This is a genomic window from Stenotrophomonas sp. BIGb0135, assembly GCF_024810105.1.
GTDB classification, from domain to species: Bacteria; Pseudomonadota; Gammaproteobacteria; order Xanthomonadales; family Xanthomonadaceae; genus Stenotrophomonas; species Stenotrophomonas maltophilia_AB.
Map to the genome: position 1 here is coordinate 755102 of NZ_JANUDX010000001.1, position 19681 is coordinate 774782.

Consider the following 19681-nt stretch of genomic DNA (forward strand, 5'->3'; position numbering starts at 1 on the left):
GATGGAATCACCAAACCAGGTCGTCGGGGACCTGGTAAGCCGGATCGGCGTAGGGGTCTTCGTCGGCGGTGGCATTGGGGTCCACGCGCAGGGCTACCGACGGGGCGAACACCGCTTCGGCCTCGTCGAGCACGGCCGCGGTCACCAGCAGGTAGCGTCCGTTCTGCTGCAGCACACCCAGCTCGCCGGCGTTGAGCGCCTTGAGCTGTTCGGCGGTGACGTAGACGCGCTTGATCTTGCCGCCGTAGTTGAAATGGCGCGCGATCTCGGCCGCGGCATCGTTCAACGACTTGCCTTCCAGCAGCACGTCGAGCTTGGCCTTGGCTTCGCGACGCAGGCGTGCCTCTTCCTGCTTCACGCGCTCGGCTTCGATGCGGTCGTCCTTTTCCTTCTGCGCGCGGATCGCGTAGGCCTTGGCCAGGTCGATGTCCTCGCGCGAGCGCGGCTTGCCCTGGCCGGAATTCTGGCCTTGGCCGGGACGGGCGCCGCCGGGACGGCCCTTGCCGTGCGCGGCACGCCGTGCGGCGTCGCCTTCGCGCGGCGGACGCGCGGCATCGCCGGGCTTGGCCGGTGGACGCGCGCCCTGCGGTTTGTTGCCCGGCCGGCCATCGCGGCGGGCATCGGGCTTGCGTTCGGGTTTGCGTTCGGGCTTGGGCGCGGCTTTGAAGCCCAGGCCCAGCAGCTGGTCGCGGAGTGTATCGCTCATGACGTTGGGTCGATCAGTAGTGCGGGGGCGGTGGTTCTTCGCCCGAATCGGAATACAGCGCGTTGCGGACCTTGCCCAGGTCCTCCAGCAGCAGGCGGGTCAAGTCGGCGTTGCGGCTGCCTTCGATGCGTGCATCGGCCAGGGCTTCACTCAGCTCGGCCAGGGCCTGCTCCTGGAAGGACACGCGCATTTCCAGCTCGACCAGGCGCGCTTCCAGCGCCTGCTCACGCGATGAGGGGGTGGAATCATGCATGCAGCGAACGTCCCCGGCCAATGCCGTAATAGGCCAGGCCCGCGGCTTCGATCTCCTGCGGGTCGTACAGGTTGCGGCCGTCGAACACGACCGCATCGTTGAGCATCTCGCGCAACCGGGCGAAATCCGGGCTGCGGAACTGCTTCCATTCGGTCACCACGACCAGCGCATCGGCGCCTTCCAGCGCATCGTAGGCGTGCTCGCAGAACACCAGGTCCTCGCGCTCGCCGAAAATGCGGCGCGCTTCCTCGGTGGCTTCCGGGTCATAGGCCCGCACCGTGGCGCCCGCTTCCCACAACTGCGCCAGCAGCCGCCGGCTGGAGGCTTCGCGCATGTCGTCGGTGTTGGGCTTGAAGGCCAGGCCCCAGACCGCGAAGGTCTTGCCGCGCACGCCTTCATCCTCGCCACGGTCGTAATGGCGCTGGATCAACTGGTAAAGATGCCCCTTCTGCGCATCGTTGACCGCCTCCACCGCATTGAGCAGCTTCGGCTCATGGCCGTACTGCTGCGCGGTGCGCGCCAGCGCCTGCACGTCCTTGGGGAAACACGAGCCACCGTAACCGGCGCCCGGGTAGATGAAATGCCAGCCGATGCGCGGGTCCGAACCGATGCCCTGGCGAACCTGTTCCACATCCGCACCGACCTTCTCGGCGATGTTGGCGATTTCATTCATGAACGAAATCTTGGTGGCCAGCATCGCGTTGGCGGCGTACTTGGTCAGCTCCGCCGAGCGCACGTCCATCTCCACCACGCGGTCGTGGTTGCGGTTGAACGGCGCATACAGGCGGCGCATCAACGCCACCGAATCGGGGTTGGAGGCACCCACCACGATGCGGTCCGGCCGCATGCAGTCGGCGACCGCGTCGCCCTCCTTCAGGAATTCCGGGTTGGAGACCACGTCGAACGCGATCTCCACCCCACGTGCGGCCAGCACCTCGGCAATGGCCGCGCGCACTTTGTCGGCCGTGCCTACCGGCACGGTCGACTTGTTCACCACCACGGTCGGCACGCGCATGTGCGTGCCGATCGTGCGGGCCACCGCCAACACGTACTGCAGGTCGGCACTGCCGTCCTCGTCCGGTGGCGTGCCCACGGCGATGAAGATCACCTGGCCATGCGTGATCGCGCTGGCAGCATCGCTGGTGAAGGCCAGCCGCGACGCGGCGTGGTTGGCCTTGACCATCGGCTCCAGGCCCGGCTCGTAGATCGGGATGACACCACGGTTGAGGCCGTCGACCTTGGCCTGGTCGATATCGACGCAGACCACCTGATGACCCACATCGGCCAGGCAGGTACCCGTGACCAACCCGACGTAGCCGGTACCGAAAATCGCTACACGCATGTCCGTGGTGACTCCAATTCCGATTACGGAAGGACGTTGAGCAGTTCGACGTCGAAGGTCAGCGTCGCGTTCGGACCGATCGGACCGCCCGGCGTACCCTGTTCGCCATAGGCCAGCTCGCCCGGGATCCAGAAGCGGTACTTGGCGCCGGTCGGCATCAGCGACACGCCTTCGGACCAGCCCTTGATGACCTGGTCGAGGCCGAACTCGATCGGCTGGCCGCGCTCGTAGCTGCTGTCGAAGACGGTGCCGTCCAGCAGCTTGCCTTCGTAGTTCACGCGCACCTTGCTGGTCGGCAGCGGACGCTCGCCCGACCCCGGACGCAGCACCTGGTACTGCAGGCCCGACGCGGTGGTCACCACGCCCGGCACGGTCTTGTTCTTGGCCAGGAAGGCGTTGCCTTCGGTGCGGTTGGTGCCGGCCTTGGCGGCCGCCTGGGCCTGCATTTCGGCCTGCTTGCCGGCCATGAAGCCTTCCAGCGTGGCCTTGGCCTGCTCCGGCGTCATCTTGGTGGCGCCCTTGTTGAAGGTGGTACCGATCGCGTCGAACAGCGCGTCCAGGTCCAGGTCGTCCTTCAGCGGGGCCAGCGACGGGCCGACCGCATAGCTGCCCAGCATCAGGCCGACCTTTTCACGGTCCACCTTCGGCGCCGGGGTACCCGGGGCAACGCCCGGCACCGGCTGGCCGCTCTTGGCGGCCATGGCCTGGCGCAGCGCGCCGTCGGTCTTCTGGGCTTCTTCCTGGCTGATCAGCGGCTGCTTGCCTTCAAAGGCATTGGTCACCGCGCGACGCAGCGCCGCCAGATCGATCTCGCTGGAGATCGGAGCGAACGAGTTGGCCACATCGATGCCGATGGCGTAGCCGAGCTTTTCCCGTTGGGAGTTCAAAGCGGAAGTCTCCTTGGCAGCCGCAGGCGCGGCCGGTTGTTGCGACATCACGGTACCGGTGGCACCCATCGCCAGAATCAGAACCGACGCCGCGGCGCCGCGCATTCCCATCTTCATTCGCTGCTTTCCTGGAAGTGACTGGACGCCGACGTCGGCGCGAAAGCGATCATTGTCGCACGCACGTGCGAGATGTCGAGGTTGTCAGCGCTTTGCCGGCGTGACGGACAGCTCACGTTCGATCGCCGCAACCAGCCCGGCATCATCCGGCTTGACCTTGCTGGGGAACTGCGCAACCACCCGGCCATCGCGCGCGATCAGGTATTTGTGGAAATTCCAGCCCGGCTCCACGCCGGTGGCCGCCGCCAGGCGCTGGTACAACGGCGTGGCATCCTTGCCGGTCACCTGCACCTTCTGGAACATCGGGAACTTGACGCCATAGGTCAGCGTGCAGAATTCCTGGATCTGCGCCTCACTCCCGGGCTCCTGGCCCTTGAAGTCGTTGGACGGGAAACCCAGCACCGAGAAACCGCGCGCGGAATATTTCTGCTGCAGCGCCTCCAGGCCTTCGTACTGCGGGGTGAAGCCGCACTTGCTGGCGGTATTGACCACCAGCAGCACCTTGCCGCCGTACTGCTTCTGCAGGTTGACCTCGGCCTTGCCGGCCAGCGGCCGGTAGCTCAGGTCCAGCAGCCCGGCCGCATGGGCGCCGGTGGCGGCCAGCAACCCGCCCAGCAACAGCGTGGCACCCCAACGGCGGGCACGGCCCAGGGCAGCGCGGCGCGGGGACGACTCGGGACGGATCTGGGGCATTGCAAGACTCCACGAAAGGGTCGAACGGGATGGGTACCCCGTGCGCCGGGCGCAGCGGCGCACGGCCGGCAACGGGCCGTTTCGCACTATATCACCGGCACTTTTGCCCCATCGCGGCCGTCCCCCTGGCCGCGATAGGCCTGGCCGCGCGTACAGCGATGCGATGGTTTCCAGCGTCACCCGTGACGGAATTGCCGAATCTGGCGGTCTGTCCACGCGACGCCAGCAGCGGCTGCATTCACCTGAATAGCCACGTGACCTGCCCTACCATTGCTTAGGCTGAACGAAGGCGGCAGCCCAGCCGCCAGGCGAAATCGATTGAATCCATTTAAAATCAATCACTTGAACAATATCAGGGCGCATTGTCATGCCCCTGCCATCAGTTGGGGGCATGGACCCGTTGCACTTCGGCGTGCCGGTGTTATAGTTGCATACAACACCAGTCACCTGATGCAGGGGAAGCCCATGAACCGCATGCGCCGCCAGTCCACCAGAGCCGTTACCGCCGCCTCCGCGCTGCTGTTGCTCGGCTGGTTGGGCACCCCCGCCGGTGAGGTCGGCAGCAGTGCCGCCACCGGTGCGTTCGAAGGCCCGCAGGACGCAGGCGCGATCATCGAGGCAGGGACCGCCGACGGCGCCCCCACGCCCCCCCGCCGGCTGCACAGCTCCCTGTCCATGCCTTACTTCTCATTCGCACAGTCGCTGAACCCACGGAGCTGACCATGAGCGATATCCAATGGAGCGATGGTGCTCCGATCTACCGTCAGCTGAAGGAACGCGTGATCGCCATGATGCTTGACGGCATCATCAAGCCTGGCGACGCCCTGCCCTCGGTCCGGCAGGTCGCCGCCGAGTACCAGCTCAACCCCATCACCGTATCGCGCGCTTACCAGGAACTGGCTGACGAAGGCCTGGTCGAGAAGCGCCGCGGGCTGGGCATGTTCATGACCGAGGAAGCGGCCACGCAGCTGCGCAGCAGCGAGCGCGACCGGTTCCTCAATGAAGAATGGCCGCTGGTGCTGGAGCGCATCCAACGCCTGGGCCTGAATCTCGACGAATTGCTGCCCCAGGGGAAATCCTCATGAATGCCGTTGCAAGTGATGTCGTCATCTCCGCCCGCGGCCTGCGCAAGGCCTACAAACAGACCCTGGCGCTGGACAACACCAGCTTCACCATCGCCCCCGGCCGGATCACCGGCCTGATCGGCCCCAACGGCGCCGGCAAGACCACCCTGCTCAAGGCCCTGCTCGGCCTGACCACGGTGGAAGGCGAGCTGCAGGTGCTCGGGCTGGACCCGGCCGTGCAGCGCAATGCGCTGATGAACGAGGTGTGCTTCATCGCCGACGTGGCCGTGCTGCCGCGCTGGATGAAGGTGCGCGAGGCGATCGACTTCGTCGCCGGGACCCACCCGCGCTTCGACCGCGCCCGCTGCGAACGCTTCCTGGCCTCGACCAAGCTGCAGCCCAGGCAGCGCGTGCGCGAACTGTCCAAGGGCATGATCGTGCAGCTGCACCTGGCCCTGGTGATGGCCATCGATGCCAAGGTCCTGGTGCTGGACGAGCCGACCCTGGGCCTGGACATCCTGTACCGCAAGGAGTTTTACCAGCGCCTGCTGGAAGACTACTTCGACGAACAGAAGACCATCATCGTCACCACCCACCAGGTCGAGGAGATCGAACACATCCTCACCGATGTCATGTTCATCCGCGACGGCCGCATCGTGCTGACCACCGACATGGAGGACATCGGCGAGCGCTACAGCGAAGTGCTGGTGTCGGCCGAGACGCTGGAGGCCGCGCGCGCGCTGCAGCCGATCGACGAACGCTCGCTGCCGTTCGGCAAGACGGTGCTGCTGTATGACGGGGTGCCACGCGCCCAGCTCACGCCCCTGGGCGAGATCCGCAGCCCCGGGCTGGCGGACCTGTTCGTGGCCATCATGAAGGGAACCTACGCATGAACACCGTCCACCACCCCATCAGCAAGGCCAGCACCTTCAAGTGGATGCTCAAGCGCGAGTACTGGGAGAACCGCGGCGGGTTCCTGTATGCCCCCCTGATCGCCGGCGCCATTTCGCTGGTGATGAGCCTGGTCGGGATCCTGTTCGGCCTGCTGGCGATGCATCGTGCCGCCAAGAGCGGCAACTTCGTCATCGACGATGAAAACGTCAACGTCAACGGGCTCGACCTGGCCCTGCTGACCCAGAAGCTCGACGCGGAGGCCCTGCACAACCTGGCCAACGGGCTCGACCTGACCTTGATCCTCAGCTCGCTGTGGCCATTCATCGTGCTGGCCTTCGTGGTCTTCTTCTACTGCCTGGGCGCCCTTTACGACGACCGTCGCGACCGCAGCATCCTGTTCTGGAAGTCGCTGCCGCTGTCCGATACCCAGACAGTGCTGTCCAAGGCGGTGAGCGCGTTGCTGGTGGCGCCGGTGATCGCGGTGTTCGCCTCGATCCTGACCATGTTCGGCTTCCTGCTGATCATCAGCGTGGTGGTGCTGGCGCACGGCGGCAACCCGATGACCCTGATCTGGGGGCCGGCCAGTCCGTTGAGCATCGTCGCCGGCCACCTGTCCTGGATCCCGGTCTACCTGTTGTGGGCGCTGCCGAGCGTGGGCTGGCTGCTGCTGTGCTCGGCCTGGGCCAAGACCAAGCCGTTCCTGTGGGCGGTGATGCTGCCACTGTTCGCCGGCATCATCGTCAGCACCACCCACCTGATGGGCGCCTTCGGCAGCACCAGCGGCTGGTTCTGGAAGAACATCGTGGGCCGCCTGCTGCTGGGCACCCTGCCGGGCAGCGATGTGTTCTACCGCACCGACCAGCTGCGCGCGGTGATCGGCGACCGCGACAACCTGGTCGCCGCGCTGGCCCCGTCCAACCAGCTCCTGGCACTGAGCGTTCCGGACATCTGGATCGGCGCCGCGATCGGCGTGGTGTTCATCATCGTCGCCATCCGCCTGCGCCGCCGCGCCGGCGAAATCTGACCGCCCGCCCTTCGACCCACCGTTCCCAGGAGTCGCACATGATCCGCACCCTCGCCGTCGCTTCCCTGCTGTTGCTGCCGCTGTCCGCGCTGGCCGACGAACCGCAATGCAAGTTCAACGCACCACGCGAGCTCAAGCTCGACCTGGCCGGTGCCAAGGCCGTGGTGTTCGAGGTCAACCAGCACGACCTGGTGCTGACCGCCGGGCCCGGCCCGGCCCAGCTCGGCGGACGCGCCTGCGCGTCCAACGCCGACTGGCTGCGCGAGCTGACCGTGACCCAGCAAAAAGTGGACGGCAAGCTGGTGGTGCGGCTGCTGCGCGAAGGCCGCAACCACGTCACCACCGGCGGCAACTACGCCTACCTGGACCTGCGCGGCAGCGTGCCGGACACCCTGCTGGTACAGATGAAGGTGGGTTCCGGCGACGCCAGCGTCAGCGGCGCGCACTCGCTCAGTGCCGACGTCGGCTCGGGCGACATCACGCTGCGTGACATCAAGGGCCTGGTCACCGCCGCGATCGGCTCCGGCGACGTGGATCTCGACGGTGCCGGCGCACTCAACGTACTGTCGGTCGGCTCGGGTGACTTCAAGGCACGCAACGTGCGCGGCAACGCCACGATCGGCACGGTCGGCTCCGGCGACCTGACGCTGCACGGTGTGCAGGGCAACGTGGAGCTGGGCACGGTGGGCTCGGGCGATGTCGACCTGCGCGAGGTGAAGGCCAACGTCAGCGTCGGCAACGTGGGTTCGGGCGACCTGGAAATCCGTGGCGTCGGCGGCAATGTCAGCGTGGAGCGGCATGGCTCCGGCGATGTCACCGCGCGCGATGTCGGCGGCAACCTCACCGTGGCCAACAGCGGCAGTGGCGACATCCGCCACAGCGGCGTGGGCGGCCGCGTGCAGTTGCCCCGCGGCAAGTGACCTCTACTTTCATCCCAAGGAATGCGCGCATGACCACCCGACTGCTGCTGCCCACCCTGCTGCTGTGCCTGCCGCTGGCGGCCTGTGGCAACCACGATGCCGACAAGGCCGCCACCGCTTCGGGCAAGGGTGCCTCACCCACGGCCGAGACCACGTCGGTGGGCAGGACCGTGCAGGAGGCCACCGACAAGGCCCGCGCGGAGATCGCCAAGAAGAACATCAGCATTTCCAACGGCCAGTCGGACAAGGCCGAGATCACCCCGCAGGGCGAACTGCTGATCAACGGCAAGACGGTGACCACCACCGCCAGCCAGCGCGCACTGCTGGTGGACTACCGCAAGCAGGTCGAAGCGCTGGCCGGGGCCGGCATGGACATCGGCGTGGCCGGGGCCAACCTGGGCGTGAGCGCGGCCGGGGAGGCGCTCAAGGGCATCCTCGCCGGGGATACCCAGGGCATCGAAGCGCGGGTCAACGCCGAGGCCGGCAAGATCGAGGCACAGGCCAGGAAGCTGTGCGCCCTGCTGCCGGGGATGATGGCCAAGCAACAGGCGCTGGCGGCCGAACTGCCGGCCTTCAAGCCCTACGCCACGATGGACCAGAGCGACATCGACGACTGCGGCAAGTAAGCGCCACGGCTGCGACGTTCGGTCGCAGCCCGGCCCGCAGGCAAGGGGGGAGGACTAGAATGGTCCTCCCCCTTTTCATGTCTGCCACCTGCCCATGAAGAAGCTGTGCCTGCTCCTGTTCGCCCTGTTCTGCGTGGCCGCCACCGGTTGCGACCAGGAATACCGCAACCACCGCGCCGAGCGCGGCAAGCCGAAGATCACCGTCAGCGACGGCATGCTCACCGTGCGCCGCGCGCCGGCGCCGAACATCATCGTGCTGCCGAACGGCCACATGAAGATCGACGAGATCGAGATCCCGCTGGACGCCAGCCAGCAGGCGCTGCTGCAGGGGATGTTCGGCCAGCTCCAGGTGCTGCGCCAGAACACCCTCACCGATGCCCCGCCGGACCCGGCCAAGCGTTCGGTCAAGATCCAGGTCCCCGAGGGTATGCAGCCGATCCCGCCGGACCTGGTGCAGCGGATTCCGGAGTTCAAGGACTACACCGAGACCTTCGACAACCTGCAGGCCGATCGGCACTGACGGTCTGATCGCGCGGGGGTCGGTGGGGCGGGCGCTGGGCCCCCATATCTTTTTCGGCGACGGCTCCGGTGTCGGGCGGCGGCCTCCTCCCTTTATTTCGACTCCAGCGGCCGTCGGTGGGTCGGGCGCTGGGCCCCCATGCCCTTTCCGGCGAATGTCCTCCGGCGTCGGCCTGCGGCCGACACCTCCCCCTTTATTTCGCCTCCAAGGGCATGGGGGCCCAGCGCCCGACCCACCGCCCAGCGTCAAAACAGACTTGGCGTCTACCTTCTTGCCGCAAGCCTAGCCCCGTAGCGGCCGGTAGGCTCCCGGGCAAAATAAAGGAGGAGGCCGCCAGGCCCGGGGGACACTACCTCAGGGGCCTACCGGCCGCTGCAGGGCCCTCACGCGCGCGGCACGCCCGAACGGAGACCTGCCCCCGCACGCGTGACCCGGACACTCCCGCCACGCGCGCATCGCCGGACGCCATCTGCCATGCAACAAGCCGCTACCCGCCGCTGGCAGGAGAGCCAAAAAAAAACGGGCCTTTCGGCCCGTTTTTTCGTTCTTGACGCCGGCGTCAGCCGCCGCCGCTGCTACCAGCATGGATGCCGCCGGCGGTCAGCGCTGCCGGATCGAGCAGCGTGCGCAACTCGGCTTCGGACAGGCCACTGTCTTCCTTGGCCACGTCCAGCACCGGGCGCTGCTCCTTGTAGGCGCGCTTGGCGATCGCCGCCGCTTTCTCGTAGCCGATGATCGGGTTCAACGCCGTCACCAGGATCGGATTGCGGTCCAACGCCTCGCGGACGCGGTCCTCGCGCACCTTCAGCCCCGCGATCGCCGTATCGGCCAGCAGCCGCGAGATGTTGGCCAGCAGCCCGATCCCGTCCAACAGGTTGGCCGCGATCAGCGGCAGCGTCACGTTCAACTGGAAATTGCCGGTCTGCCCCGCCACGGTGATCGCGGTGTGGTGGCCGATCACCTGCGCGCACACCATCACCGTCGCTTCGGGAATCACCGGGTTGACCTTGCCCGGCATGATCGAGCTGCCCGGCTGCAATGCCGGCAGTTCGATCTCGCCCAGGCCGGCCAGCGGACCGGCATTCATCCAGCGCAGGTCGTTGGCGATCTTGATCAGCGCCACCGCCAGTGCATTGAGCTGGCCCGACACTTCCACCGCGTCGTCCTGCGCGGCCAGCCCCTCGAACTTGTTCTCGGCACTGTCGAACTTCACCCCGGTCTGCTGCTTGAGCAGCTTGGCCACGCGTTCGCCGAAGCGCGGATCGGCGTTGATCCCGGTCCCGATCGCCGTGCCGCCCAGCGGCAACCGGCGCAGCCGCTTCAGACTGTCCTCGATGCGCTCCTGCGCCGAGGCCAACTGCGCCGACCACGCACCGAACTCCTGCTCGAAGGTCAGCGGCATCGCGTCCATCAGGTGGGTGCGGCCGGTCTTGACCACCTTGCGCAGGCTGCGGCCCTTCTTGTCGATGGTCTTGCGCAGGTGCACCAGCGCCGGCAGCAGCTGTTCCTGCACGCCCAGCAGCGCCGATACGCGCAGCGCAGTGGGAATCACATCGTTGGAGCTCTGCCCCTGGTTGACGTGGTCATTGGGGTGCACGGCCAGCTTGCCGGCCTTGCCGGCGCGGTTGGCCAGCGTGGCGATGACCTCGTTGGCGTTCATGTTCGAGGACGTGCCCGAACCGGTCTGGTACACATCGATCGGGAAATGCGCGTCGTGCTGGCCACTGGTCACCTCCGCCGCGGCCGCCTCGATCGCCTTGCCGATGTTCTTCGGCAGGTGGCCCAGTTCGACGTTCACCGCCGCCGCCGCGCCCTTGACCAGCCCCAGCGCGCGGATGAAACCACGCGGCATGCGCTGCCCGGACACCGGGAAATTGTTCACCGCCCGCTGCGTCTGCGCGCCCCACAACGCATCATTGGGCACCTGCAGCTCGCCCATGCTGTCGTGTTCGATCCTGAAACCCTTGCTCATTGCATCACTCCGCGTTTCTTTCGGTTTGGAAAGGGAACCTGCGGCTGGCAACGGGCCTGATTCCCTGGCTGGCGGCTCTCGGCACGATACTCCCAAGGCGGACTGAAACCCAAGGGCGCGGGTGATCGGCTAGACTCGGGATTCGTGTTCATTCAGAAAGCCTTCCGCCCCCATGGGTGACGACCCCCACAGTAGTCCCTGGCCTGCCCATGCGCAGTGCCGCGCCCCTTCCGTCACCGCGCCTGCCGCGCCGTTGACCGGGGTCCGCCGATGATCGGCAACCTGCTCCTGCTGCTGCTTGCCTTCGGCCTGGTGCTGCTCAACGGCTTCTTCGTAGCCGCCGAGTTCGCCCTGGTCAAGCTGCGCCACACCCAGGCCGTGGGCCTGGCCGAGAGCCACGGCTGGCGCGGCCGCCTGCTGCTCAACGTGCACTCGCACCTGGATGCCTATCTTTCGGCCTGCCAGCTCGGCATCACCCTGTCCTCGCTGGGCCTGGGCTGGGTCGGCGAACCGGCCTTCGCGCACCTGCTGAAGCCGCTGTTCGATGCGCTGGGCATGGGCGCGGAGGCCTCGCAGCTGACCTCCTTCATCATCGCCTTCAGCGTGATTTCGTTCCTGCACATCGTGCTGGGCGAACTGGCGCCGAAATCGATGGCGATCCGTCGCCCGGACCGCATGTCGCTGTGGACCGCCGCGCCGCTGTACCTGTTCTACTGGGCGATGTACCCGGCCATCTGGCTGCTCAACAACAGCGCCAACGCGCTGCTGCGGCTGGCCGGCTGGGGCGACGTGGAACACACCTCGCACCGCTACTCGCGGGAAGAGCTCAAGCTGATCGTCGGCCGCCAGCAGCCCACCGACAGCGCGCCCGACCACGGCCTGACCCTGATGAGCCATGCGCTGGAGCTGCCTGAACTGGTGGCCGGCGACCTGATGCGCCCGCGCGACCACATGCGTTCGTTCCGCGACGGTATGGCGCTGGCCGAGGTGATGGCCGAGTTCGCCGAAAGCCGCTACAGCCGTTACCCGTGGTTCGACCGCGACGGCGAGGATGTGCTGGGCATCCTGCACATGAAGGATCTGCTGGTCGAGATCGCCCGTGGCAACCCCACCAACGACCTGCGCGCGCTGCTGCGCCCGGCCAACCTGATCGCGCTGGAGACCCCGGTGCCCAGCGTGCTCGAACGCTTCCGCACCGGCACCACCCACCTGGCGCTGTGCGTGGAAGAGCACGGCCGCATCCTGGGCTTCTTCACCCTGGAGGACCTGCTGGAGGTGGTGGTGGGCGATATCGAGGACGAGCACCCGCACATCGTCAAGGACGCGCCCACCCGCGGCGCCGATGGCAGCCTGCTGGTCGCCGGCTCGACCTCGATCTTCCGCCTGGAGCGCCTGCTCGGCCACGACCTGGAGGCGCCCGAACACCTCAATTCGGTCGGCGGGCTGATCGTCCACCAGCTCCAGCGCCTGCCCGACGAGGGCGAGCAGCTGGAGATCGACGGGCATCAGTTCACGGTCAAGCGCATGGCCGGGCACCGCATCCAGGCCGTCACCGTACGCATGGCACAGGCCGAGGCCCCCGGGGCAGCGTAGAATGACGGCCCCCGCCGTCATAGCCCCGCGCCTGCCATGTCCGAATTCGCCCTGCTCGCCCTGTCCCCGCTCGATGGCCGCTATGCCGGCAAGGTCGACGCGCTGCGCCCGATCTTCTCCGAATATGGCCTCATCAAGGCCCGCGTGAAGGTCGAAGTGGAATGGCTGCTGGCACTGGCCAACGAGCCGGGCATCGTCGAACTGGCGCCGTTCTCGGCCGCCGCCACCGCCCGCCTGCGCGCCCTGGCCGATGACTTCGCCCCGGCCCACGCCGCGCGGGTCAAGGACATCGAGCGCACCACCAACCACGACGTCAAGGCCGTGGAATACTTCATCAAGGAACAGCTCAAGGCCGACGCCGAGCTGGGCCCCGCGCTGGAATTCGTGCATTTTGCCTGCACCAGCGAAGACATCAACAATCTCAGCTACGGCCTGATTCTCGAGCAGGCCCGTCGCGACGTGCTGCTGCCCAGCCTGGACGGCGTGACCGCCACGCTGCGCGCCCTCGCCCACGCCCAGGCCAGCCAGCCGATGCTCTCGCGCACCCACGGCCAGACCGCCTCGCCCACCACCCTGGGCAAGGAAGTGGCCAACGTGGTCGCCCGCCTGGAGCGCCAGCGCCGCCAGATCGCCGCGGTCGAGCTGACGGGCAAGATCAATGGCGCCGTGGGCAACTACAACGCCCACGTCATCGCCTACCCGGCGGTGGACTGGCCGGCCTTCGCCAAGCGCTTCGTGGAAAGCCTCGGCCTGGTGTTCAACCCATACACCACCCAGATCGAACCGCACGACAACGTCGCCGAGATCGGCGATGCCGCGCGCCGCGCCAACATCATCCTGATCGACCTGGCCCGCGATATCTGGGGCTACATCTCGCTGGGCTACTTCAAGCAGAAGCTCAAGGAAGGCGAGGTCGGCTCCTCGACCATGCCGCACAAGGTCAACCCGATCGATTTCGAAAACGCCGAAGGCAACTTCGGCATCGCCAACGCGCTGTTCGAGCATTTCAGCGCCAAGCTGCCGATCAGCCGCTGGCAGCGCGACCTCACCGATTCCACCGTCCTGCGCGCGGTCGGCACCGCCTTCGGCCACACCCAGGTGGCCCTGGACTCGCTGGCCAAGGGCCTGGGCAAGCTGACCGTCAACCCGGAGCGCCTGGACGCCGACCTCGACGCGTCGTGGGAAGTGCTGGCCGAGGCCGTGCAGACCGTGATGCGTCGCCATGGCCTGCCCAACCCGTACGAGCAACTCAAGGCCCTCACCCGCGGCCAGGGCATCACCGCCGAGTCGATGCAGGCCTTCGTCGAGTCGCTGGACCTGCCCGAAGACGCCAAGCAGGGCCTGCGCGCCCTGACCCCGGGCGGCTACATCGGCCTGGCCGCGGACCTGGCCAAGGCGATCTGACGATCGCGCCCACCGTGTGACATGGAAGGGACGCTGGCGCCACCAGCGTCCCTTTTTCGTTGTGGCCGACCGCGCAGCCGGGCATGGCCCGGCGCCACCGCAGGATTCGATCCCTGCACTGCGTGACCCGGGCGCAGGCACCGCATCGGCCGTCGGTTGGAATCGACCGTACCCCGCGCATTGCCGCGCCACGACCAAAGCCACACCCCGCGACACCCCACCGCAGGTGCACATCCGCCTCAACCAGCGGACAATAGCCCCGCTCGCGCCGGCCCGCGCCGCGCCCCGTTTTCCGTCTATACGCTCCAAGGATTCCCCCATGGCTGCCCGCAAGACCAAGACCCCCGTCATCGAAATCCAGGCCCGTCCTGGCCTCCCGCTCGGCATGCCCGCCGCCGTGTTCCTGCGCGACTACTGGCAGAAGCGCCCGCTGCTGATCCGCGCCGCCTTCCCCGATTTCCAGACTCCCGTCCAGCCCGAAGACCTGGCCGGCCTGGCCTGCGAGGAAACCGCCCTGGCCCGCCTGATCACCCACGATCGCGCCACCGATGGCTGGACCGTGCGCAGCGGCCCGTTCCAGGAAGAGGAATTTCCCGGCATGCCCGACCACGACTGGACCCTCCTGGTCCAGGACGTCGACAAGTGGGACCCGGACGTACGCGCCCTGATCGGCCACTTCGACTTCCTGCCGCGCTGGCGCATGGACGATGTGATGATCAGCTTCGCCGCCACCGGCGGCTCGGTCGGCGCCCATGTCGACCAGTACGACGTGTTCCTGCTGCAGGCCCATGGCCATCGCCGCTGGCAGATCGACGCCAGCGAATCGACCAAGGGCAAGCGCCCGCCGCTGGACTTCCGCGACGACGTCGAACTGAAGCTGCTGCGCCGCTTCAAGCCCACCCATGACTGGGTGCTGGCCCCCGGCGACATGCTCTACCTGCCGCCCAACGTCCCGCATAACGGCGTGGCCGAAGATCCCTGCCTGACCTTCTCCTTCGGCATGCGCGCGCCCGCCTCGGCCGAGCTGATCAGCGACTACCTGGACACCCTGATCGAGGGCGCCGACGAATCCATCCGCTACCAGGATCCGGACCTGACCCTGCCCGAGGACCCGAACGAAATCGACGTGGTGGCCATGAACCGCGTGGTCGACGCGCTCAACGCCATCCGCATGAACGACCCGGACAAGCTGGGCGACTGGTTCGGCCGCTTCATCACCACCTACCGCGCTGCCGGCGAGGTGATGCCCGGCGGTGAGCCGGTGCCGCGCGAGGAGATCGAAGCCGCACTGGCCGCTGGCCTGGACCTGCAGCGCCATCCGTGGGCGCGCATGGCCTGGCGCCGCGCCAAGCGCGGGGCAAGCCTGTACTGCAGCGGCCTGGAGTTCGCCCTGCCGGTCAAGGACGCGCAGGTGCTGGCCGCGACCGAGCAGCTCGGCGCCGCGCTCTACCAGAAGCTCTCGGCCAAGGGTCGCGATGCCGTCCAGGACCTGGTCTCCGGCGGCTATTACCAGCTGTTCGACGCCCAGGCCTTCGATGACGAAGACGAGGACGAGGCGGAGTACGAGGACGAGGACGGCACCTTCGCCGACGACGCCGTCGTCGACGGCACCGCCGCGGTCGAGGTCGACGACGCCCAGCCCGACGTCCACGAAGTGACCATCCATGAGGACGGCATCGAAGTGATCGTCGATTTCGACGACAGCGACGACCAGGACGACGGCAAGCCCGCCTGAGCATGGCCAACGGCATCCAGGTCGAGATCGTCCCCTACCCGGCCCAGCGCGACGCGCTGCACCGGGTCCGGCACCGCGTGTTCGTTGACGAACAACAGGTGCCGGCCCACCTGGAGATCGACGCGCTCGACCCGCTCAGCGTGCACGTCCTGGCGCGTAGCGGCGACGGCACGCCGGTCGGGGCCGGCCGGCTCACCCCGGATGGCCGGATCGGTCGGATGGCCGTGCTGGCCGATTGGCGCGGCCACGGCGTCGGCGAAGCGCTGCTGCTGGCCCTGGTCGAGGTGGCCCGGGCCCGCGGCTGGCCCGAGGTGACCCTGCATGCCCAGCTGCCGGCCCGGGTGTTCTATACCCGGCAGGGCTTCCTGCCGCACGGCGAGGTGTTCGAGGAAGCGGGCATCGCCCACCAGCACATGCGCCGGGTGCTGACAGGGGCGGCCCAGATCGATAATGCCGAGGAGGCGGTGGCGATCACCACCGCCGTGGTCCACCGTGCCCGCCGCCAGGTGTGGATACACAGCCGCCAGCTCGACCCCGGCCTGCTTGACGCCCCGCCGGTGCTGGAGGCCCTGCGCCGCTTCGCCACCGCCCGCCACGACAAGCAGGCCTGGCTGATCGTCCACGACCCAGCGGCCATCGCCCACGCCGGTTCACCCCTGCTGGGCCTGCTGCAGCGGCTGCCCAGCGTGTTCCGCCTGCGCCAGCCAACCGACCCGATCGACCGCGCACTGGCCTCGGCCTGCCTGCTCAACGATGCCGGCGACTACTACTTTCGTCTCAGCGGCCAGCGTTTCGATGGCGAGGCAGGGCTTTCGCTGCCAGCACGTTCGCGACCGTTGCAGGACGGTTTGCAGCGCGTATGGGAACGTTCGCGGGAATGCAGCGAACTGCGGGCCATCGGCCTGTAGCTCACGCCACGGGCTCGAACCTGTCTGGGAATGACACCGCAGGTCCTGCCACGGCCGCCGCGGTGCCCCTTCCTGTCCCGATGGGGGTACAATTTGTGGAGTTAGATACCGCCCGCGCAGGGCTATTCACTTTTCCCTGCCGGATCATCGAAGCCTTACCCCACAAGCGAATCCGACCCTCCATCGTGGACAATCTACTGAAGCAGTTTGCGCAGTCTTCGCAGCTCGCCGGCGGCAACGCCTCCTATATCGAGGATCTGTACGAGCAGTACCTCGTTTCTCCGGACAGTGTCGATCCCAAATGGAAGACCTACTTCGACGGCTTCAAGGGCCGCGAAGCCGGTGACATTCCGCACTCGGCCGTCATCGCCCACATCACCGACGCTGCCAAGAACGCTGTCAACAGCGGTTCGGCCACCGGTGCCGGCGATGAGCGCGAGCGCAATGTCGGCCGTCTGATCACCGCCTACCGTTCGCGTGGCCACCTCGGTGCCCGCCTGGACCCGCTGGGCCTGACCCCGCCGACCAACCCGCCGGACCTGGGGCTGCCGTTCCACAGCCTGTCCGAGAGCGACCTGGGCAGCGAGTTCAGCACCGGCGGCATCGCCGGCCAGCCGCGGATGAAACTGCGCGACCTGCTGGAGCGCCTGAAGAAGACCTACACCGGCTCGATCGGTGCGGAATTCATGCACATCTCCGAGGTCGAGCAGCGCCAGTGGCTGTACCAGCGTCTGGAAACGGCCGGTGGCAACTACAACCTGGATGCCGACACCCAGCGCCGCACCCTGGAGCGCCTGACCGCGGCCGAAGGCCTGGAGCGCTACCTGCACACCAAGTACGTCGGCCAGAAGCGCTTCTCGCTGGAAGGCGGCGATGCGCTGATCCCGATGATGGACACCATCATCCGTGACGCCGGCAAGGATGGCGTCAAGGACGTGGTGATCGGCATGGCCCACCGCGGCCGCCTGAACGTGCTGGTCAACACGCTGGGCAAGAGCCCGCGCAAGCTGTTCGACGAGTTCGAAGGCAAGTTCGAGCACGACGACCACGCTTCGGCCGGTGACGTGAAGTACCACATGGGCTTCTCCGCCGACGTCTCCACCCCGGGCGGCGCCGTCCACCTGGCGCTGGCGTTCAACCCGTCGCACCTGGAAATCGCCGACCCGGTCGTGGCCGGCAGCGTGCGCTCGCGCCAGGAACGTCGTGGCGATACCGCCCGCAAGCAGGTGATGCCGATCCTGATCCACGGCGACGCGGCCTTCTCCGGCCAGGGCGTGGTGATGGAGCTGTTCCAGATGTCCCAGGCCCGCGGCTTCGCCGTCGGTGGCACGGTGCACATCGTGGTCAACAACCAGGTCGGTTTCACCACCTCCAACCCGCTGGACACGCGCTCCACGCGCTATGCCACCGACGTGGCCAAGATGATCGCCGCGCCGGTGCTGCACGTGAACGGGGATGACCCGGAAGCGGTCGTGTTCGCCGCGCAGCTGGCCTTCGAGTTCCGCCAGAAGTTCGCCAAGGACGTGGTCATCGATCTGATGTGCTACCGCCGTTGGGGCCACAACGAGGCCGACGAACCGGCGATCACCCAGCCGCTGATGTACCAGGTGATCCGCAAGCACCAGACGACCCGCGAGCTGTACGCCGCGGCGCTGGAAGCTGCCGGCGTGATCGAAGCGGGCGGCGGCAAGGCGATGGTCGATGCCTACCGCAACAAGCTCGATGCCGGTGAAGTGACCACCGAGCTGGCCCAGGTCGAAAAGACCCCGGCCACCAGCAGGATGTACGTCGATTGGCCCAAGCTGCTCAACGGCAAGCTCTCCGACGCGGTCTCCACCGCCGTCGGCATGGAGAAGGTCAAGCAGCTCGCCACGCTGATCAACACCGTGCCCGAAGGCGTGGAACTGCACTCGCGCGTGGCCAAGGTGTACGACGACCGTCGCAAGATGGCTGCCGGCGAGATCCCGGGCGACTGGGGCTTCGCCGAAAACCTGGCGTACGCCACCGTCCTGGACGAAGGCAACAGCCTGCGCCTGGTCGGCCAGGACGTCGGCCGCGGTACGTTCACCCACCGCCACGCGATCCTGCACGACCAGAAGACCGACAACTACTACCTGCCGCTGCGCCAGCTGGTCGAGTCGCCGGAACAGGCCACCATCATCGATTCGCTGCTCAGCGAAGAAGCGGTGATGGCCTATGAGTACGGCTTCTCCACCACCGATCCGAACACCCTGTGCATCTGGGAAGGCCAGTTCGGCGACTTCGCCAACGGCGCCCAGGTGGTGATCGATCAGTTCATCGCTGCCGGCGAAGCCAAGTGGGGCCGCATCACCGGCCTGACCCTGCTGCTGCCGCACGGTTACGAAGGCCAGGGCCCGGAGCACAGCTCCGCACGCCTGGAGCGTTTCCTGCAGCTGTGCGCGCTGGAGAACATGCTGGTGTGCGTGCCGTCGACCCCGGCGCAGGCGTACCACATGCTGCGTCGCCAGATGCGCATGACCACCCGCAAGCCGCTGATCGTGATGTCGCCCAAGTCGCTGCTGCGCCACAAGCTGGCCGTGTCCAGCCTGGAAGAACTGGCCAATGGCGAGTTCCAGCACCTGATCGGCGATGCCAACGCAGAGGCCAAGAAGGTCAAGCGCGTGGTGCTGTGCTCGGGCAAGGTCTACTACGACCTGCTGGAAGACCAGACCAAGCGTGGCCAGGACGATGTGGCCATCATCCGCGTCGAACAGCTGTACCCGTTCCCGCGCGTGGCCCTGGCCGCAGAACTGAAGAAGTACGGCAAGGCGGCCGATGTGGTGTGGTGTCAGGAAGAGCCGCAGAACCAGGGTGCCTGGTACCAGATCCGCCATCACCTGCAGGCCTGCCTGGCCGATGGCCAGAGCATCCATTACGCAGGTCGCGCCCGTTCGGCGTCGCCGGCCGCTGGACACATGGCGGACCACATCATCGAACAGCAGAAGCTGATCGCCGATGCCCTGGTCAACCCGTTCAACGACTCGGTCGCTGAATAACCCCCT

Annotated in this window: 18 protein-coding genes; 12 read left to right on the forward strand and 6 right to left on the reverse strand. The window is 67.2% G+C overall.

Annotation, left to right across the window (positions count from 1 at the left end; all coding sequences use genetic code 11):
- Window positions 1-7: 7 nt before the first annotated feature.
- The 5 genes from M2421_RS03410 to M2421_RS03430 form a co-directional block, all read right to left on the reverse strand.
- The gene (locus M2421_RS03410; protein WP_259203254.1) at window positions 8-706 is read right to left on the reverse strand and encodes a DUF2058 family protein; all 699 of its coding nucleotides are present in this window, start codon (window positions 704-706) and stop codon (window positions 8-10) included.
- Window positions 707-719: 13 nt separating this feature from the next.
- Window positions 720-959, reverse strand: coding sequence for a SlyX family protein (locus M2421_RS03415; RefSeq protein ID WP_259203255.1), 240 nt, complete (start codon window positions 957-959; stop codon window positions 720-722).
- Complete coding sequence (locus tag M2421_RS03420) at window positions 952-2301, reverse strand: UDP-glucose/GDP-mannose dehydrogenase family protein (protein WP_259203257.1); 1350 nt, start codon at window positions 2299-2301, stop codon at window positions 952-954. Before M2421_RS03420 ends, M2421_RS03415 begins: the two co-directional genes overlap by 8 nt.
- Window positions 2302-2324: 23 nt before the next feature.
- Window positions 2325-3305 (reverse strand): FKBP-type peptidyl-prolyl cis-trans isomerase N-terminal domain-containing protein, encoded by a 981-nt coding sequence (locus M2421_RS03425; protein WP_259203260.1) that lies wholly within the window; start codon window positions 3303-3305, stop codon window positions 2325-2327.
- An 84-nt stretch (window positions 3306-3389) separates the two neighbouring features.
- Complete coding sequence (locus M2421_RS03430) at window positions 3390-3998, reverse strand: glutathione peroxidase (RefSeq protein WP_259203263.1); 609 nt, start codon at window positions 3996-3998, stop codon at window positions 3390-3392.
- Between the two features lie 465 nt (window positions 3999-4463).
- On the opposite strand from M2421_RS03430, the gene M2421_RS03435 reads away from it, so the two are divergent.
- The 7 genes from M2421_RS03435 (at window position 4464) to M2421_RS03465 (ending at window position 9046) form a co-directional block, all read left to right on the forward strand.
- Window positions 4464-4718: a hypothetical protein gene (locus M2421_RS03435; protein ID WP_259203265.1), complete on the forward strand. Its 255-nt coding sequence runs from the start codon at window positions 4464-4466 to the stop codon at window positions 4716-4718.
- Window positions 4719-4720: 2 nt separating this feature from the next.
- Window positions 4721-5083, forward strand: coding sequence for a GntR family transcriptional regulator (locus tag M2421_RS03440; RefSeq protein ID WP_019185943.1), 363 nt, complete (start codon window positions 4721-4723; stop codon window positions 5081-5083).
- Window positions 5080-5955, forward strand: a complete 876-nt coding sequence (locus M2421_RS03445; RefSeq protein ID WP_259203266.1) for an ABC transporter ATP-binding protein — start codon at window positions 5080-5082, stop codon at window positions 5953-5955. The genes M2421_RS03440 and M2421_RS03445 overlap by 4 nt, the downstream gene beginning before the upstream one ends.
- Window positions 5952-6980, forward strand: a complete 1029-nt coding sequence (locus M2421_RS03450) for a hypothetical protein (RefSeq protein ID WP_259203267.1) — start codon at window positions 5952-5954, stop codon at window positions 6978-6980. The genes M2421_RS03445 and M2421_RS03450 overlap by 4 nt, the downstream gene beginning before the upstream one ends.
- Before the next feature lie 38 nt (window positions 6981-7018).
- On the forward strand, window positions 7019-7900 hold the full coding sequence (locus tag M2421_RS03455) for a DUF4097 domain-containing protein (RefSeq protein ID WP_259203269.1): 882 nt from the start codon (window positions 7019-7021) through the stop codon (window positions 7898-7900).
- 29 nt (window positions 7901-7929) lie between these two features.
- On the forward strand, window positions 7930-8526 hold the full coding sequence (locus M2421_RS03460) for a YggN family protein (RefSeq protein ID WP_259203271.1): 597 nt from the start codon (window positions 7930-7932) through the stop codon (window positions 8524-8526).
- A 94-nt stretch (window positions 8527-8620) separates the two neighbouring features.
- Window positions 8621-9046, forward strand: coding sequence for a hypothetical protein (locus M2421_RS03465; protein ID WP_259203272.1), 426 nt, complete (start codon window positions 8621-8623; stop codon window positions 9044-9046).
- Between the two features lie 559 nt (window positions 9047-9605).
- Here the strand turns inward: M2421_RS03465 and M2421_RS03470 are convergent.
- Window positions 9606-11018: a class II fumarate hydratase gene (locus M2421_RS03470; RefSeq protein ID WP_259203273.1), complete on the reverse strand. Its 1413-nt coding sequence runs from the start codon at window positions 11016-11018 to the stop codon at window positions 9606-9608.
- 270 nt (window positions 11019-11288) lie between these two features.
- Between M2421_RS03470 and M2421_RS03475 the strand changes: the two genes are divergently transcribed.
- From M2421_RS03475 to M2421_RS03495, 5 genes are all read left to right on the forward strand, one after another.
- The gene (locus M2421_RS03475; RefSeq protein ID WP_259203274.1) at window positions 11289-12611 is read left to right on the forward strand and encodes a hemolysin family protein; all 1323 of its coding nucleotides are present in this window, start codon (window positions 11289-11291) and stop codon (window positions 12609-12611) included.
- Window positions 12612-12647: 36 nt separating this feature from the next.
- Complete coding sequence (gene purB / locus M2421_RS03480) at window positions 12648-14015, forward strand: adenylosuccinate lyase (protein ID WP_259203276.1); 1368 nt, start codon at window positions 12648-12650, stop codon at window positions 14013-14015.
- A 319-nt stretch (window positions 14016-14334) separates the two neighbouring features.
- On the forward strand, window positions 14335-15750 hold the full coding sequence (locus M2421_RS03485) for a cupin domain-containing protein (RefSeq protein WP_259203277.1): 1416 nt from the start codon (window positions 14335-14337) through the stop codon (window positions 15748-15750).
- A 2-nt stretch (window positions 15751-15752) separates the two neighbouring features.
- Window positions 15753-16658, forward strand: coding sequence for a GNAT family N-acetyltransferase (locus M2421_RS03490; protein ID WP_259203279.1), 906 nt, complete (start codon window positions 15753-15755; stop codon window positions 16656-16658).
- A gap of 185 nt (window positions 16659-16843) precedes the next feature.
- Window positions 16844-19675, forward strand: a complete 2832-nt coding sequence (locus tag M2421_RS03495; protein WP_259203281.1) for a 2-oxoglutarate dehydrogenase E1 component — start codon at window positions 16844-16846, stop codon at window positions 19673-19675.
- Window positions 19676-19681: the final 6 nt, after the last annotated feature.